This is a genomic window from Mesorhizobium sp. LNJC405B00, from assembly GCF_000502615.1.
Taxonomy (GTDB): Bacteria; Pseudomonadota; Alphaproteobacteria; order Rhizobiales; family Rhizobiaceae; genus Mesorhizobium.
Window position 1 is genome coordinate 259,444 of the sequence record NZ_AYWC01000006.1, and the last position, 15,000, is coordinate 274,443.

13 protein-coding genes and 1 pseudogene are annotated in these 15,000 nt (G+C 63.1%); 4 read left to right on the forward strand and 10 right to left on the reverse strand.

Going from position 1 to position 15,000, the window contains the following annotated elements:
- Positions 1–61 precede the first annotated feature (61 nt).
- The 3 genes and pseudogenes from X756_RS151250 to X756_RS151245 form a co-directional block, all read right to left on the reverse strand.
- The gene (locus X756_RS151250) at positions 62–1,510 is read right to left on the reverse strand and encodes an aromatic amino acid lyase (protein WP_023729950.1); all 1,449 of its coding nucleotides are present in this window, start codon (positions 1,508–1,510) and stop codon (positions 62–64) included.
- A 75-nt stretch (positions 1,511–1,585) separates the two neighbouring features.
- A pseudogene (locus tag X756_RS01000000165500) lies at positions 1,586–2,169 on the reverse strand (GDYXXLXY domain-containing protein).
- The gene (locus X756_RS151245; RefSeq protein WP_023729951.1) at positions 2,166–3,278 is read right to left on the reverse strand and encodes a DUF2157 domain-containing protein; all 1,113 of its coding nucleotides are present in this window, start codon (positions 3,276–3,278) and stop codon (positions 2,166–2,168) included. The pseudogene X756_RS01000000165500 and the gene X756_RS151245 overlap by 4 nt, the downstream one beginning before the upstream one ends.
- A gap of 235 nt (positions 3,279–3,513) precedes the next feature.
- Here X756_RS151245 and X756_RS1000000167435 point away from each other — a divergent pair, with 235 nt between their 5' ends.
- The 3 genes from X756_RS1000000167435 (at position 3,514) to trmFO (ending at position 5,778) form a co-directional block, all read left to right on the forward strand.
- Entirely contained in the window at positions 3,514–3,654 is a 141-nt protein-coding gene (locus X756_RS1000000167435; RefSeq protein ID WP_006335194.1) for a DUF1127 domain-containing protein, read from the forward strand.
- Positions 3,655–3,705: 51 nt separating this feature from the next.
- Entirely contained in the window at positions 3,706–3,849 is a 144-nt protein-coding gene (locus X756_RS1000000167440) for a DUF1127 domain-containing protein (RefSeq protein WP_023667673.1), read from the forward strand.
- Positions 3,850–4,365: 516 nt separating this feature from the next.
- Positions 4,366–5,778, forward strand: coding sequence for a methylenetetrahydrofolate--tRNA-(uracil(54)-C(5))-methyltransferase (FADH(2)-oxidizing) TrmFO (trmFO, locus tag X756_RS151240; protein WP_023729952.1), 1,413 nt, complete (start codon positions 4,366–4,368; stop codon positions 5,776–5,778).
- A 39-nt stretch (positions 5,779–5,817) separates the two neighbouring features.
- Here trmFO and X756_RS151235 read toward each other — a convergent pair whose 3' ends face one another.
- The 5 genes from X756_RS151235 to yajC form a co-directional block, all read right to left on the reverse strand.
- Positions 5,818–6,660 carry a phytoene/squalene synthase family protein gene (locus X756_RS151235; RefSeq protein WP_031238598.1) on the reverse strand — a complete coding sequence of 281 codons (843 nt, stop codon included), beginning with the start codon at positions 6,658–6,660 and terminating at the stop codon, positions 5,818–5,820.
- Between the two features lies 1 nt (position 6,661).
- A complete protein-coding gene (locus X756_RS151230) occupies positions 6,662–7,051 on the reverse strand; it encodes an Mth938-like domain-containing protein (protein ID WP_023667676.1) in 390 nt (129 codons plus the stop codon).
- Positions 7,052–7,062: 11 nt separating this feature from the next.
- Positions 7,063–9,615 carry a protein translocase subunit SecDF gene (gene secDF, locus X756_RS151225; protein WP_023729954.1) on the reverse strand — a complete coding sequence of 851 codons (2,553 nt, stop codon included), beginning with the start codon at positions 9,613–9,615 and terminating at the stop codon, positions 7,063–7,065.
- 218 nt (positions 9,616–9,833) lie between these two features.
- Positions 9,834–10,829, reverse strand: a complete 996-nt coding sequence (locus tag X756_RS151220; protein ID WP_023729955.1) for a hypothetical protein — start codon at positions 10,827–10,829, stop codon at positions 9,834–9,836.
- A 54-nt stretch (positions 10,830–10,883) separates the two neighbouring features.
- Positions 10,884–11,231 carry a preprotein translocase subunit YajC gene (yajC, locus tag X756_RS151215; protein ID WP_023729956.1) on the reverse strand — a complete coding sequence of 116 codons (348 nt, stop codon included), beginning with the start codon at positions 11,229–11,231 and terminating at the stop codon, positions 10,884–10,886.
- 271 nt (positions 11,232–11,502) lie between these two features.
- On the opposite strand from yajC, the gene X756_RS151210 reads away from it, so the two are divergent.
- The gene (locus tag X756_RS151210; RefSeq protein ID WP_023729957.1) at positions 11,503–12,378 is read left to right on the forward strand and encodes an ATP-binding protein; all 876 of its coding nucleotides are present in this window, start codon (positions 11,503–11,505) and stop codon (positions 12,376–12,378) included.
- 100 nt (positions 12,379–12,478) lie between these two features.
- On the opposite strand, the gene X756_RS151205 is transcribed toward X756_RS151210, so the two are convergent.
- On the reverse strand, positions 12,479–13,978 hold the full coding sequence (locus X756_RS151205; protein ID WP_023729958.1) for a peptidoglycan DD-metalloendopeptidase family protein: 1,500 nt from the start codon (positions 13,976–13,978) through the stop codon (positions 12,479–12,481).
- A gap of 357 nt (positions 13,979–14,335) precedes the next feature.
- A complete protein-coding gene (locus tag X756_RS151200; protein ID WP_023697616.1) occupies positions 14,336–14,989 on the reverse strand; it encodes a protein-L-isoaspartate(D-aspartate) O-methyltransferase in 654 nt (217 codons plus the stop codon).
- Positions 14,990–15,000: the final 11 nt, after the last annotated feature.

Below are 15,000 nucleotides of genomic sequence, written 5' to 3' on the forward strand. Positions count from 1 at the left end.
AGCTTGATAAAGCGAAGGGTGTCCTCCGAAGCCGTGGCGTAGGAGGACTGGCGGCGACGGCCTACACTTCAAACACTTGACCGGTAAACCACTCCGCCAATTTCGCCAGCTCCGGCCCCAGCACCCGGTCGGCGTCGACCGGCGGCACGATCTTCCTGATATCCGCGACAAAATCCTGCAATGCCGGCGGCGCGGCGCGTTCAGTGACGTGCAGCGCCTGCGAGGCGATCATCGCCAGCATCGCCATTGCCGCATCGAGGCAGCGGCCGGCCGTCGCTTCCTTGGTCCAGGCGAAGAATGCGGTGGTGGCGACGTCGTCCTGGCCGGCGCCGGCCGATTCGGTGCCCGGAATGAAGGTGCGCTTCGCCGCGAGCTTGGCCTGCTCGAGATAGCCGGTGATCGCCATCGGGACATAGCCGACATTGCCGTGGCCGTCGCTGTCGGCCCAATGCCGCCCGGTCATCAACAGGTCGGGCAGCAGCGAGACCTTGCCGTTCAGCAGCTTTGAGGCGTGGCGGTCGCAGAGCAGGCAGAGATCGGCCCAGATCGCCGCCAGATCGTCGAGCGCCGGCGTCGCCATGGCATTGTGATAGCCGCCGGTCGAGATGCAGCGCCCCAGCGGGTGCGCCGCGTCGGGCGGGATATAGACTGGATTGTCCGAGATCGAGGCCAGCGATACGGTCGCCGCCTGCTCGGCGCCGGCCAGCGTCCTATGCGCATGGCCGAGCACGCGCGGCACGATGCGGTAGCTGACCGGCGCCTGATAGTTGCGCCGGCCGTCGCCGGCGCCAACCACGTATTGCCGCAACCCTTGCAAGGCGGCCGCTTCGTGCGCGTCGCCCCAGAGCCCGTCGAGAGCTGCATCATAATGCTCGAGCGGCGCGCGAAACGCTTCGATCGACAGCGCGAACACCTTGTGCGCCATGGCGAGGCGACGACGCGCGGCAAGTGCTGCGTCCGCCACCAGTGCCGCCGCGCAAGGCGAGCCGTTGATCAGCGATCCCCGCTCCTTCACCTCAAGCTCAAGGCTGGCGGTAAGCGCAGCAAACAGCGGATAGAGCGCCAGGATCTCGCCGGCGCCACCCTGCCCTTGCGACGGCACCACCGGCATCGGGCCGCCGTCGAGCATCGCCGCAACGGCTAGCGCGATGCGCGGCGTGGTGGCGGCATTGCCTTCGATGAAATTGGTCAGCCGTGCCAGCACGATCGCCCGGACCACGCGGTCGGGCAACGGCTCCCCGAAGGATGTGGCGGCGGCATACGCTTTGATGCGCGCATGGCGGTCGCGCTCGTCAAGTTCGAGCTTGCGGCTTGCCAGCTCGCCCATGGCGGTGGTGACGCCGTAGATGACCGGCGGCGGATCGGACTCAATGAGTTTCAGGAACGAGGCGCGGCATTCGGCAATGCGTTGCAAGGCCTTGTCGCCGATTTCGACCGTGTCGTTTCTCCAGGCGACGCGCAAAACGGCATCGAGATTGATATCTCCGCGCGTCGTCACCGTAATCGGCATTGTCTTCGCCCGTCTGGTTTGCATGAGGGCGAAGCGATCGATCGTTGCCGAAATCCATGCCCTGGGTAATGTCTTCTAGTAGAGCGGTTCCTCAAACAATGTCTTGTCGCCGTCCATCAGCCCCTTGATCTGCGCCTCGCCACTGGCGGCGAGCGCGATGCGCACGCCGAATGGCCGCACCCGCATGTCGTCCTGGATCGCAATGCCCTGGCCCTCAGGAAGGTAGAAGCGGTCGATGCCGTATTGCGGTGCGATCGTGGATTCAGGATCAAGCGTCCAGCCCGGCGCGACCTGGCCGACAATATCGGCTTCGTCGGCGGTCGCCGGCGTCGGAGCCTTGCCGAACCAGGCCGTGGTCGCATGCCACAATAGCCGTCGGCACCCGGCTTCAGCCGGACCACGATCGGCGTGTTCTCGCTCACGAGCTGGCCGGCCGGGATGTTGGCGATCAGCTTCACCGGCAAGCGCGATATTTCATAGCCGAGGATAATATAGTCGCCGCGCAGCAGATCGCGCGGATCGACCGGCTCGACTTTCAGCAAGACCTCCTTGCCGTTGCGCAGGATCGCCGCGCGGCCGGCGATGATCCAGCTCAGGAAGCCGATCTGGACGAGCGCCAGGACCAGCGCCGAGATGACAAGTTTCTTTCCCGACATCATGCTGCCGCTCCTTCCGGGGCCTTCATGCGTTTTTCCACACGGATGATGACGAGAGCCAGGATGCCGAACAGCACTGCGGCAGCCAGGAAGAAGCCGGCCGTGCCGAGCATCGTCTGCAAGGTCACGACGTAGATAATGGCGAGCTCGAAGGCAAAGCCGGCATAGGCAACCCAGCGCAGCCCCCTGCTCTCGCGCCCGCCCAGCATGATCGCCGCGGCAATGCCGGCCAGCGCGATGACCGACGCAATGGCAAAGCCGTTGCTGAAGGCGTTGTCATCGCCCAGTTCGATCTGCATCATCGCCAGCCCGGTGAGAAAGCCGATCAAGGCGTGCAAAGGCAACCGCCCGCCGAGCTGCAAGATCCAGTCGGCCGGCCCGGCGGCGAAGATCGAAACCGCAAACAGCAGCGCCGACACCGCGACCAGAGGAATAGCCAGGGCGACCGTGTTCTGGTCCAGGCCGCGCACCGCGATATAGAAAATGACCGAGAGAATGATCAAGTGGCGTGCCGGCTGGCTACGCGTCCAGAACGAGACGACAAAAACCACCGGCGCCATGATAAGGAAGAAATTCGGAAATACGGGGCGGTCATAAAAGTCGAACGCGCGCACGAACAGCCAGGCAATGGATATGCCGACGGCAGCGACCGTCAGCGGGTTCGAGCGCAACGCCACCGCGGCAAGTGCCGTGCCGATGCCCCAGGTGACGATGGCCGAGGCCTCGTCGCCCGTGAGATGGTACATCTGGCCGATCAGCGCGATCGATCCGCCGAAGGCCGCGGCGGCCACGATCCACAGCGCCTCGCCGATCGCCGCATGGTCGCGCATCTTCAACACCGCGCCGCCGACATAGCCGGCGAGAATGACGGCAAACAGTGCCGCGACCCGCACCAGCCGCGGGATGGCGTCCCAGTTGGCGGCGACGAAGAGCAGGATCGCGGCGCCGAACAGCAGCGCCGCCATCATGGCCAATATAGTGCCGAAGCTCAGCGATCTGCGCTCGTTTGCGTCGATGTCGCGCTTAAGCGCATCGGCCGTCTTCGCGTCGATCAGGCCAGCCTGCAGCCACCGCCCGATATCGGCCCTCGCCCGCGACGAATAGCTCGCCATGTCGCTTCTCCCCCACCTTGGTCTTTCTGACAGCCGATCCGCTCAAATCGTTGACGCAACGTCATTTTCCGATTCGGGTCTCTTCATGACGAAGCCGTGAACGCGCATTAATGTTGCATTGCACAATTTGCATTGCTGCCATGCGCCAACAGCACTTTTAAATCGATATTACCCAGCCTATTTACTGTTCGTACACAAACGGAATGATCCGAAGAAAGACGAAACGAGCACTACCATGAACCTGATCCGCAACTACCGCAACTGGCGCCGCTACCGGGACACCGTCTCCGAGCTGAGCCGCCTTTCGAACCGTGAACTGACCGACCTCGGCATCAGCCGCAGCGACATCCACTACGTCGCCCGCAAGGCGGTCTAATCCTCTTCGGATCGCAAATGGTCCGAACCAGTTTTGAAAAAGAGAACGACAATGAACCTGATCCGCAACTATCGTAACTGGCGCGTTTACCGCGACACCGTTACCGAGCTGGGTCGCCTTTCGAACCGTCAGCTCCATGATCTCGGCATCGTCCGTGACGAGATCAAGATCATCGCCCGCAGAGCGACGATCTAGCCAGAATTTCGCCAGGGTCGACCTCCTCCCCGACCCTGACGGATACGGTCAGCCTTCACCTCCTCCCGAGGGTTGACCACCAAAACGGCGCCCGCCGCACCTCCTCCCGCGGCGGGCGCTGTTTCCAAAGCGAACGCAGTTCGTCTTTCCGAAGCGAACGCTAGTTCGTCTTCAAAGTGAACGCAGTTCGTCTTCCAGGGATTTCGCCTCCCTCGATCCGGCGAAAAGAATTTCGTCAAAGCCGACCTCCTCCCCGGCGATGGCGAATACGGCCGATCCCCACCTCCTCCCGAGAATCGGCCCCAAAAACGACACCCGCCGCACCTCCTCCCGCGGCGGGTGTTGTTGTTTTTGGGCAGGCTTTTCAATTGCGCATGCAGTCGATCGAGGCGCTTTACGCCGCCATCAGACCGTCGCTGCGGACATAAGAAAGTCGAGCTCCGTCGTTGCACGACAATGACCCACGCTCGCACCGGCCAATTGCAAACGGCGCGCCAAGCGATTATTCCGGCGCTCATGAGCAAAAATCCTATCCACATCGTCGGCGGCGGCCTCGCCGGCTCCGAAGCCGCCTGGCAGGCAGCACAAGCCGGTGTTCCCGTCATTTTGCATGAGATGCGCCCGGTGCGCGGCACCGATGCGCACAAGACCGATGGGCTTGCCGAACTTGTCTGTTCCAATTCCTTCCGCTCCGACGATGCCGAGAACAACGCCGTCGGCCTGCTGCATGCCGAAATGCGGCTGGCCGGCTCGCTGATCATGAGTGCCGGCGACGCCAACCAGGTGCCGGCAGGCGGCGCGCTGGCCGTGGATCGCGACGGTTTCTCCGACGCGGTGACGAAAAAGCTTGAAGCGCACCCGCTGATCACCATCGAGCGCGAGGAAGTGCCGGGCCTGCCGCCGGCGGAGTGGGACCAGGCGATCATCGCCACGGGACCGCTGACCGCGCCGTCGCTCGCCCAGTCGATCGCCGAGGCAACCGGCGCCGATGCGCTGGCCTTCTTCGACGCGATTGCCCCGATCATCCATTTCGACACGATCGACATGGACATTTGCTGGTTCCAGTCGCGCTACGACAAGGTTGGGCCCGGCGGCACCGGCAAGGACTACATCAACTGCCCGATGGACAAGGACCAGTATCTCGCCTTCGTACAGGCGCTGGTCGACGGCCAGAAGACCGAATTCAAGCAGTGGGAAGGCACGCCCTATTTCGACGGCTGCCTGCCGATCGAGATCATGGCCGAGCGCGGCGTCGAGACGCTGCGCTACGGGCCGATGAAGCCGATCGGGCTGACCAATGCCCACAATCCGACGGTAAAAGCCTATGCCGTGGTGCAGCTGCGTCAGGACAATGCGCTGGGCACGCTCTACAACATGGTCGGTTTCCAGACCAAGCTGAAGCATGCCGAGCAGGTGCGCGTGTTCCGCACCATTCCGGGCCTGGAAAACGCCGACTTCGCGCGCCTCGGCGGCCTGCACCGCAACACCTACATCAACTCGCCGACCTTGCTCGACGCTTCCCTGCAGCTGAAGTCGCGGCCGGGCCTGCGCTTTGCCGGCCAGATCACCGGCTGCGAGGGCTATGTCGAGAGCGCGGCCATCGGCCTGCTCGCCGGCCGCTTCGCCGCCGCCGAGCGTCTCGGCCACGCGCCGTCCCTGCCGCCGCTCACCACCGCCTTCGGCGCCCTGCTCAACCACATCACCGGCGGCCACATCGTTTCCGACGACGAGCCGGGCAAACGCTCTTTCCAGCCGATGAACGTCAATTTCGGCCTGTTCCCGCCGGTGGAAGCACCGAAGACCGAAGGCAAACGCCTGCGCGGCAAGGACAAGACGGTGGCCAAGCGCCACGCGATCACCTCACGCGCGCGGGCAGATTGTCGGGAGTGGCTAGGGCTGCCGGCGCAAACAGCGGAAGCTGCTGAATAGGCAGGTTTCAGAGTCCTAAACACGATTGACGTTTATACGTTAACTCGCTGGCCAGCCCCGCGTTGCGCGCCTGAGCAACAGCCCATGCCGGCGCAGAGCCGAAAGCCGGGCTGCGCCGCCAAGCGGCGAGCGGCCATTGGCCATCTTGCCGAGATAGGCGCTGGTCAGCGCCAGCGGCAGGAACGCCGGACGCAGCGTTTCCGGAAGTGCGGACGCCCCTTGCTCGAAAGCGCGGAGATGCTCCTGCGCCAATGCAATCATCGCAGCCACCGCGCGCTGAGCGCCGGGGCCGCCGTCACCGCTGACGAACTCCTCCGGCGATGAGCCTACCGCGGCAAGGATATCCGCCGGCACGAAGCATTGCCCGCGCCGGCGATGCAGCGGCAACAGCAGCAACAGGCCGGTCATCGCCTGGGCGCAGCCGGCCCTGCCCGCCAGTTCGGCAAAGCGCGGCGCCTCATTGGGATCGAGCACCATCGCCGCCAGTTGGATCAGCGCGGCCGCCGTCTCGCCGCAATAGCCCTCGAGATCGGTGCGCGATGGCATCGGATCGTCATAGAGGTCGAAGATGCGGGCCTCCAGCATGTTGTCGAAGGCAGTTTTGGGCAGGCCATGGGCAGAAATCGTCGCCTTCAGCGCATCGGCGAGCGGGTTGCCTGTGGCCGCGGCTTCAGCAGCGATGACATCGCGCCACCATTGCAGCCTCACTTCGCCCGGCAATGCCTCGTGGATGCGGTCTCGGACAGACGCAATCTCGGCATTGAAGGCGTAAAGCGAAAACAGCGCCGCGCGCTTGTCGGCCGGTGCATAGAGTGCGCTGACATAGCGGTCATGGTCGCCGGCGCGCACCGTCTCCATGACGATGTCAGCTGCATCGGTCACGTCAGTCGACGGCGATCAGCGCCGCGGCCACGGCGCGGTCTTCGGCAAGCAGCACATTGTAGGTCCGCACCGCTGCCCCCGTCGACATCGGGTCGGAGCCAATGCCAGCCGCCTTCAGCGCCGCCCGAAGTGCTGCCGGCAAGGGCCGCAAATCCTTGCCTGTGCCGACCAGCAGGATCTCGACCTTGTCGGCCTCGGCCAGCAGCAGGTCGAAATCCGCCGCCGTCAGGGCCAGCGGATCGGCCGGCTCCCAGCCATGGATGCCGGAGGGCAGGCAAAGAAGCGAGCCGCGATGCGACATGTCGGCGAAGCGGAAGCCGCCATTGCCGTAGGCTTCGATCGGCGCCCGTCCGGGGAAATGCGCCTCGCGGATGACGATACCTTTTGCCACCAGCGCAGCCGTCAGGTCGCCATGGCCTTGCCGCCACCAACCGGCTTCTCCTCATCGGCGCTCGCTCCCTGCGGCCTGAGCCTGAACAGGATCAGCAAGGGCGCTGCGATGAAGATCGACGAATAGGTACCGAAGACGACGCCGAACAGCATCGCCATGGTGAACGAGCGGATCACCTCGCCGCCGAACAGCACCAGGGCCAGCAGCGCCAGGATGGTCGTCACCGAAGTCAGCGTCGTTCTCGACAGAGTCTCGTTGATGGCGTTGTTCAACAATTGCGGGAGCGGCATTCGTTTGTATTTTCGCAAATCTTCTCGAACACGGTCATAGACGACGATCGTGTCGTTGAGTGAATAGCCGATAATGGTCAGGATCGCCGCCAGCGAAGACTGGTTGAATTCGAGCCCGGTGATGACGAAGAAGCCCAGCGTCATCACCACATCGTGCACCGTCGCCACGATTGCGCCGACCGCGAACTGCCATTCGAAGCGGAACCAGACATAGACCAGGATGCCGATCAGCGCGATGATCATCGCAATCGTGCCTTGCTTGGCCAGCTCGCCCGAAACCGTCGGGCCCACCACCTCGACGCGGCGAAAATCGTAATTGTCCTGGAGCTCGCCGCGCACCTTGTCGATGACGGTCTGCTCGGCGTTCTCGCCGCCATCCTGGGTGCCGACGCGGATCAGCACGTCGTTCGGCGCGCCGAATTGCTGGACCTGCACTTCACCGATGTTTAGCTCCGACAGCCGGCTTCTGATATCGCCAATATCGGCGTCGCCTTGCTTGGACTGCACCTCGATGATCGAGCCGCCCTTGAAGTCGATGCCGTAGTTGATGTCGATGGTCAGGAATCCGATAACCGACGCGATCGACAGCAGGCTGGACAGTGCGAAGGTCCAGCGGCGGATGCCCATGAACGGGATTTTCGTGCCGGCCGGAACGAAGGTCACCGGCGCACGCGGCAATTCCTTCGGACGCGCACGGCGCAGCCAGATCGACACCAGCAGACGGGTGAAGGTGAAGGCGGTGAAGACCGTGGTCAAGATGCCGATGGCATAGGTGATGGCGAAGCCCTTGACCGGTCCGGTGCCGAGATAGAACAGCACGACCGTGGCAATCAGCGACGTCACGTTGGAATCCACGATGGTCGCCAACGCCTTGGTGAAACCTGTGTCGATCGATTGGATGACCGAACGGCCGGCCCGTCGCTCCTCGCGGATGCGCTCATAGATCAGCACGTTGGAATCGACCGCCATGCCGATGGTCAGCACGATACCGGCAATGCCGGGCAAGGTCAGCGTCGCGCCAAGCAGCGACAAAACCCCGACGATCATCGCCACGTGCACGGCGAGCGCAATGTTGGCGAGGAAGCCGAGAAGTCCGTACGCGACGAACATGAAGGCGACGACGAGAATGGAGCCGATGATGCCGGCGACCTTGCCGGCATGGATCGAATCCTGGCCGAGGCCCGGGCCCACCGTGCGTTCTTCGATCACGGTCAGCTTTGCCGGCAACGCACCGGCCCGCAGCAGCACGGCGAGGTCGTTGGCGCTTTCGGCGGTGAAATTGCCTGAAATCTGGCCGCTGCCGCCGAGGATCGGTTCGCGGATCACCGGCGCCGAAATCACCTGATTGTCGAGGATGATGGCGAACGGCTTGCCGACATTCTGCTGGGTCGCCTGGCCGAACCGTGTCGCACCGCGCGAGTTGAAGACGAACGAAACCACTGGCTCGTTGTTTCGGGAATCATAAGTTGCGGTGGCCTTGGCAAGATCCTCGCCGGACACGATGACGCGATTTTCCACCAGATACGGAACCGGCGGATCGTCCTGCGAATAAAGCACCGAGGAGCCTGCCGGCGGGCGGCCGTTCAGCGCATCCTGCACCGACATCGAGGTATCCACCATCTGGAAGGTCATCTTGGCGGTCTGGCCAATGATCTCCTTCAGCCTTTGCGGATCCTGCAGGCCCGGCACCTGGACGAGCACACGGTCGTCGCCCTGCCGCTGCACGATCGGCTCGGTGGTGCCGAGTTCGTTGACGCGACGCTCGACGACTTCGATCGACTGCGCCAATGCGGCTGAGGTGCGGTATTTGATGCCGGCGTCGGTGACGGTGAATTTGAGCAGCCCGGCTTCGGAATCATCCAGGGACATTTCCTGGATGGAGCCACCGGTGAACAGGCCGGCGGCGACCGGATCGGTCAGCGGCTTAAGCGCCGTCTTAGCGGCATCGATCTGGGTTGGATCGGTGATGCGCACTTGTACGGTCCTGCCGGTGCCGCCAAGGCCGGTATAGCCCACCTTGGCATCGCGCAGCAGCGTGCGGATCTCGTCGCGCGTCGTTTCCAGCTGCGCCTTGACGAGATCATTCTGGTCCATCTGCAAGAGGATGTGCGAACCGCCCTGCAGATCGAGACCAAGCGTCATCTGCCGCTTCGGCACCCAGTTGGGCAATTGCGCCAATGTGCTGGCCGGGAAGAGATTTGGCGCGGCAAGGATGAATGTGACGGCCACGGCGATCCAGATCAGGATCATCTTCAGGCGCGAAAAATACAGCATATGGCGTTGTCCGTCAGGGCGTACTGGCGGATCGTTCCGCCGACAATTCGGTTATTTCTTGGCGTTCTTATTTGCCACCGGCTCGCCCTTAACCCGCACTTCGCCGATTGTCGAGCGCGCTGAGGTCAATTTTGCGCTGCCGCCGGCAGCGGTTTCGGCGTCAATCGCCTCTGTCGGTTCCCATTCTAATTCTGATCACCGCCGGGCGCTATCGTGCGCTACTCGACTATTTTCAATTGTGCAGGCATCGGTCCGGAACGCAAAAGCAAGGCCAGATCATCGGCGTTCTCCTTGGTGAGGTTGCCCGATATCTGGCCGCGGCCGTTAAGAATTGGCTCGCGGACGACTGGCACCGAAAGCACTTGGTTGTCGAGGATCATCGCAAATAGCTTGCCGACATTCTGCGAGGTCGCCTGCGCAACGCGTGCCGTTGCCCTGGAATCGAAGGTGAACGAAACCGCCGGCTCATTTGTGACGGAGTTGGGAGTCGCCTGAGCATTGACAATGTCGTCACTGGAAACGATCGTCCGGCTCTCAACCAGATAGGGAACCGGTGGATCGTCCTTCGAATAAACCACCACCGAGCCAGCGGGCGTCCGGCCATTGATCGCATCAGCGACCGGCATCGACTCATCAACCCACTGAAAAGTCAGCATTCCGGTTCGGGTGAGAATTCTCCTCAACCTTTGCAAATCCGCAACGCCCGAGGTCCGGACCAGCATACCGTCTTGGCCCTCTGGCTGAACTACTGGGTCGGCAACACCAAGATCACGCAGGCGATTCTTAATGACCACGATCGACTGCGCAAGCGCGATCGAAATCCGATACTTGATGCCTGTGTCTGTTACCGTGAACTTGAGCAACGCTGCTCCGGTATCATCCAGGATCATTTCCTGGACCGGACCAGCGCTGCCAAGGACAGGATCAGTCACCGCCTTCAATGCCATCTTGGCCGCGCCGACCTGAGCGGGGTCGGTGATATGCACCTGAACGGCCCGACCCGACTTAGCAAGAGCAGTATAGCCGATCCTTGCATCGCGCAACAGCGTCCTGATTTCGTCACGCGTCGCCTCCAACCGGCGATCGATCACATCGGTCGCGTCCAATCGAAGCAGCACGTCCGGGCCGGCAGCGTGAAGACTGGGCGCGTCGACGAGCATTGTGGCCATAGCAAGCCAGATCAGGATCATTTTCAGGCGCGAAAAATGGACCATACGCCGTCTTTTGTCAGAGCTCTGCCCGCGGATCGCTCCGCTTGGGAAACTGGCTTACTTCTTGGCGTTCTGGTTGGCCACCGGCTCGCCCTTGACCCGCACGTCGGCGATCGTCGAGCGCAGCGCCGTCACCTTGGTGCCGCCGCCAAGGTCGATCTCAAGCTCGTGGTCGTCGATCACCTTGGTCACCTTGCCGACGAGGCCGCCGCCGGTGATGACCGTGTCGCCACGGCGCACGGCCGAGATCATCTCCTGGCGCTTCTTCAACTGGGCGCGCTGCGGCCGGATGATGAGGAAATACATGATCACGAAGATCAGAACGAACGGGAGTATCATGCCGATATCCCCGAACGGACCAAGCGGAGTTCCGGTAGCTTGGGCGTATGCCGGTGTGACGAACATCAAGAACTCCTGGTTACGAAGAAGGCCGTAGGGCGGCCTCGCCAAATTTGGCCGGAATATAGTGGGTAAAGTTACCAATGCAACTGCGCGGCCGGGCTTTCAGCTGCTTTTCCGGCCGGTTGACCCGTGTTAGAGCATGCTCCCGGAATACGGGCGTGGTTTTCGCAAAAGATCATGCCCAAACAAAAGCTTGGAACCCGTTTCTATCTCGCCCGGATCAAGACGATTTCGGCCCCTACGCACGTTCGTGCGGAAACATAAAAGACGAGACATGACCGACAGCACCATCGAAGCCCTGAACCACAAGCTCGACCGCCTGATCGAAGCGGTCACCCGCCTCGCCCCGCCGCCGGTGCCGCAAACCGATCTTGCGGTTGCCGATTGCTTCGTCTGGCAGGCCGACCCCGGCTATCTCGAGCCGGTGCGCAAGGTCAACCGCGTCGACATCGGCCTGATCCGCGGCGTTGACCGCGTGCGCGACATTCTGGTCGAAAACACGGAACGCTTCGCCGCCGGCCATGCCGCCAACAATGTGTTGTTGTGGGGTGCGCGCGGCATGGGCAAATCCTCGCTGGTCAAGGCCGTGCATGCGCAGATCAACGCCCAGGCCAAATCCGACCTGCCGCTCAAGCTGATCGAGATCCATCGCGAGGATATCGACACGCTGCCCAGGCTGATGGGCCTGCTGAAGGCGGCGCCGTTTCGCTTCATCCTGTTTTGCGACGACCTCTCCTTCGACCATGACGACACCTCCTACAAGTCGCTGAAGGCAGCCCTTGAAGGCGGCGTCGAGGGCCGCCCGGCCAATGTCATCTTCTACGCCACGTCAAACCGCCGGCACCTGTTGCCGCGGGACATGATCGACAATGAGCGCTCGACCGCGATCAACCCGTCCGAGGCGGTCGAGGAAAAGGTTTCGCTGTCCGACCGTTTCGGCCTGTGGCTCGGCTTCCACAAATGTTCGCAGGACGAATATCTCGACATGGTCAACAGCTATGCCAGCCATCACGGGCTCACTATCGACCCGGAGCAGCTGCGCGCCGACGCCCTGGAATGGGCAACGACGCGCGGCAGCCGCTCGGGCCGCGTCGCCTGGCAATTCACCCAGGATCTGGCCGGCCGGCTCGGCAAGCCGCTGAACGGCTGATTGATTTGCGTCAGGTCACTGAAAAAGCCCGCCCCTTGCGGAGCGGGCTGAGCCGGCGGGCCGGACTGGAGGTCAGACGGCCTGCAAAACGTTTATTGTTCTATTCGAGATAGCCAGAGGGGTCGACCGGGGCCGAGTTCTTGCGCACTTCGAAGTGCAGTTTCGGCGAGTCGGTGGTCCCGCTCATGCCCGACAGCGCGATTTCCTGGCCGCGCTTGACCTTCTGGCCGCGCTGCACTTCGATCGACCTGGCGTGACCATAGACGGTGACCAGCCCGTTTTCGTGGCGCACCAGAACCGTATTGCCGAATTCCTTGAGGCCGTCGCCGGCATAGATGACCACGCCGTTTTCGGCCGCCTTGACCGGCGTCCCCTCAGGCACGGCGATGTCGACACCATCCTTGCCGCCACCAAAATTGGAGATGACGCGGCCACGCACCGGCCAACGCATCTTGCCGATGCCGGTGGCATCGGGCGCAACAGCGTCGTCGTCCTCGGCCTGCTGGATAACCTTGGCGTCCTTCTTCGGCGGCGTGTAGGTGGCGAGCGTCTCCGTCGGCTTTGCCGCCGGTTGGGTGGTCGCGGTCGTCACCGGATCAACTTTGGCCGGCTTGGCGCTGGCGACCGTTGCGGTGCCACCTGCCGGAACCTTCAGCGTCTGGCCGATCTTGAGCAGGCCGTCTTGCATGCCGTTCGCCTGCTTCAGCGCCACGACGCCAACGCCGGTCTTCCTGGCGATGGAGGACAGGCTGTCGCCCGACTGGACCGTGTAGGTGCCCGCGCCGGCTTTTGGCGCGGCCGAGGCAGTCTGCGCCGGCTTGTCGGTCTTCGGCTTGTTCGCTGCCGAAGCGTCAACCTGCGCGGCGGACTTGCCGTCCTTGAGTTTCGGCTGCTGCGGCAGTACGGCGATCTTCTCCGGCGCCGGCGCCTTGGGGCTGTTTGCCGGCTTGCCGTCGGCAAGTTTCGGCTCTGTCCCCTTGCTTGAATAGGCATAGGCCGGGATGACCAGTTTCTGACCGGTCTTCAGCCCCTTGGTGGCGCTCAAGCCGTTGACCTTCATGATCACGTCGGCGGGCACATGATAGCGATGAGCGATGCCGGAAATGGTCTCGCCGTCGCTGACCACGATCTCGGTCGCATGCGGCGTACCAGCCGCAACTGGTTTCGGATCGGAGTCACCGGCATTCTTGAACGGCCTCGCCGGCTGGACGGTGCCGGTAGTCGTTCTGTCGACATGCGGTGCCGGTGCAAGCGCCGGCGCGGAAGCGGTGCGCATCGGAGCAGCTTTGGGCGCGCTCGGCGGCGGCAGCTGCTGGACGGTGACTGGCTCCAGGCTGGAGCGGCTGACCGACTGGTTATGGCTGCCATCGACAGGTGCCGCAGCGATCGGCTCGGCCGCCACATCGCCCGGATAGGGCTGCGCAGTGCTCTGCTTGTCGATGATGGCGCGCTGATTGTTGGTCGAGGAGGTGAAGACGTCGTCGACACCATTGAACCGCGAGACTTGGGAGCTACACCCCGCCGCCACTCCGGCTAGCATGAGGACAGCGCAGCCCCGCGACAGAGTACGCCCGTTTGCCTTCAAAACACTGAATTGCATCGCACTAACCCGCACAGAACCGGTACACACTGGTCATGATTAAAGCGCGTTAATGTTACTGGCGGGTTAACCCCATAGAATCAGACGCAAATTTTCTTAAAACATTTTGTAAGGCGCCTTCACCAACGTCGTCATCCCTGGGCGAAGCAGGCGCGAAGCGCCGTCGCGGAGACCCTGGGATCCATTCCGTGACATTGGCCGAAGAATGCAGCAGAGCAGAATTCTGCGCCGTAGCAACGCCTTGATGGCGCGGCATGGGTCCTCGGGTCTGCGCTGCGTCGCTACGCTCCTTGCTTCGCCCGTGGATGACGAAACGATCGGCTTCGGCTTACCTTCGAAGCGCGTGACAGGCAGAATTCAGATAACCGCCGCGACGCTGCGCAGGATCGGCTGCAGGCGCACGGTGCCGATATCCTCGCGCTCGAAGCGGCTGCCGACCTTGGTCAGCTTGGCCAGCACCTGCTCGCCCTCCTCCGGCCCGATCGGGGCAATGACGATGCCGCCGCTCGACAATTGGTCGAGCAGGAAGCGCGGCAGGCTGTCGAAAGCCGCCCAGGCTACGATGCGGTCGAACGGCGCTTCGTTGGCAAGGCCGGTGGAACCATCGGCCTGGCGCACGATGACATTGCCGATGCCGAGCGCCTCGAAGCGTTGCCTGGCCTGCTCGGCCAGCGTCTTGTAGCGGTCGACGCTGACGATGCGAGCCGCGAGCCGCGACATCACCGCTGCCGTGTAGCCCGAGCCGGTGCCGATCTCGAGCACCCGGTTGCCGGGCTCTATTGCCAGGGCCGCAATCACCGCCGCCTGCAGGTCGGCGCCCTCGATCGCCTCGCCGCACTCGATCGGCAGCATCCCGTCCGACCAGGCGATCGAATGGAACTGGCCGTTGAGGAAGCCGCGCCGCGGCGTCGCCTCGAAGGCTGCGATCAGCGCCTTCGGCACCGCGCCTTGGCCGCGCAGGCGCAGCAGGAAAGCGGCAAAACCCTCGCGATCGTCGAGCGGCATGTTCATGCAGAAACCTT

Excerpts from the sequence above, each read along its gene's own strand:
- X756_RS151250 (WP_023729950.1), bottom strand. The coding sequence starts at position 1,510 with ATGCCGATTACGGTGACGACGCGCGGAGATATCAATCTCGATGCCGTT.
- X756_RS151245 (WP_023729951.1), bottom strand. The coding sequence starts at position 3,278 with ATGGCGAGCTATTCGTCGCGGGCGAGGGCCGATATCGGGCGGTGGCTG.
- X756_RS1000000167435 (WP_006335194.1), top strand. The coding sequence starts at position 3,514 with ATGAACCTGATCCGCAACTACCGCAACTGGCGCCGCTACCGGGACACC.
- X756_RS1000000167440 (WP_023667673.1), top strand. The coding sequence starts at position 3,706 with ATGAACCTGATCCGCAACTATCGTAACTGGCGCGTTTACCGCGACACC.
- trmFO (WP_023729952.1), top strand. The coding sequence starts at position 4,366 with ATGAGCAAAAATCCTATCCACATCGTCGGCGGCGGCCTCGCCGGCTCC.
- secDF (WP_023729954.1), bottom strand. The coding sequence starts at position 9,615 with ATGCTGTATTTTTCGCGCCTGAAGATGATCCTGATCTGGATCGCCGTG.
- X756_RS151220 (WP_023729955.1), bottom strand. The coding sequence starts at position 10,829 with ATGGTCCATTTTTCGCGCCTGAAAATGATCCTGATCTGGCTTGCTATG.
- yajC (WP_023729956.1), bottom strand. The coding sequence starts at position 11,231 with ATGTTCGTCACACCGGCATACGCCCAAGCTACCGGAACTCCGCTTGGT.
- X756_RS151210 (WP_023729957.1), top strand. The coding sequence starts at position 11,503 with ATGACCGACAGCACCATCGAAGCCCTGAACCACAAGCTCGACCGCCTG.
- X756_RS151205 (WP_023729958.1), bottom strand. The coding sequence starts at position 13,978 with ATGCAATTCAGTGTTTTGAAGGCAAACGGGCGTACTCTGTCGCGGGGC.
- X756_RS151200 (WP_023697616.1), bottom strand. The coding sequence starts at position 14,989 with ATGAACATGCCGCTCGACGATCGCGAGGGTTTTGCCGCTTTCCTGCTG.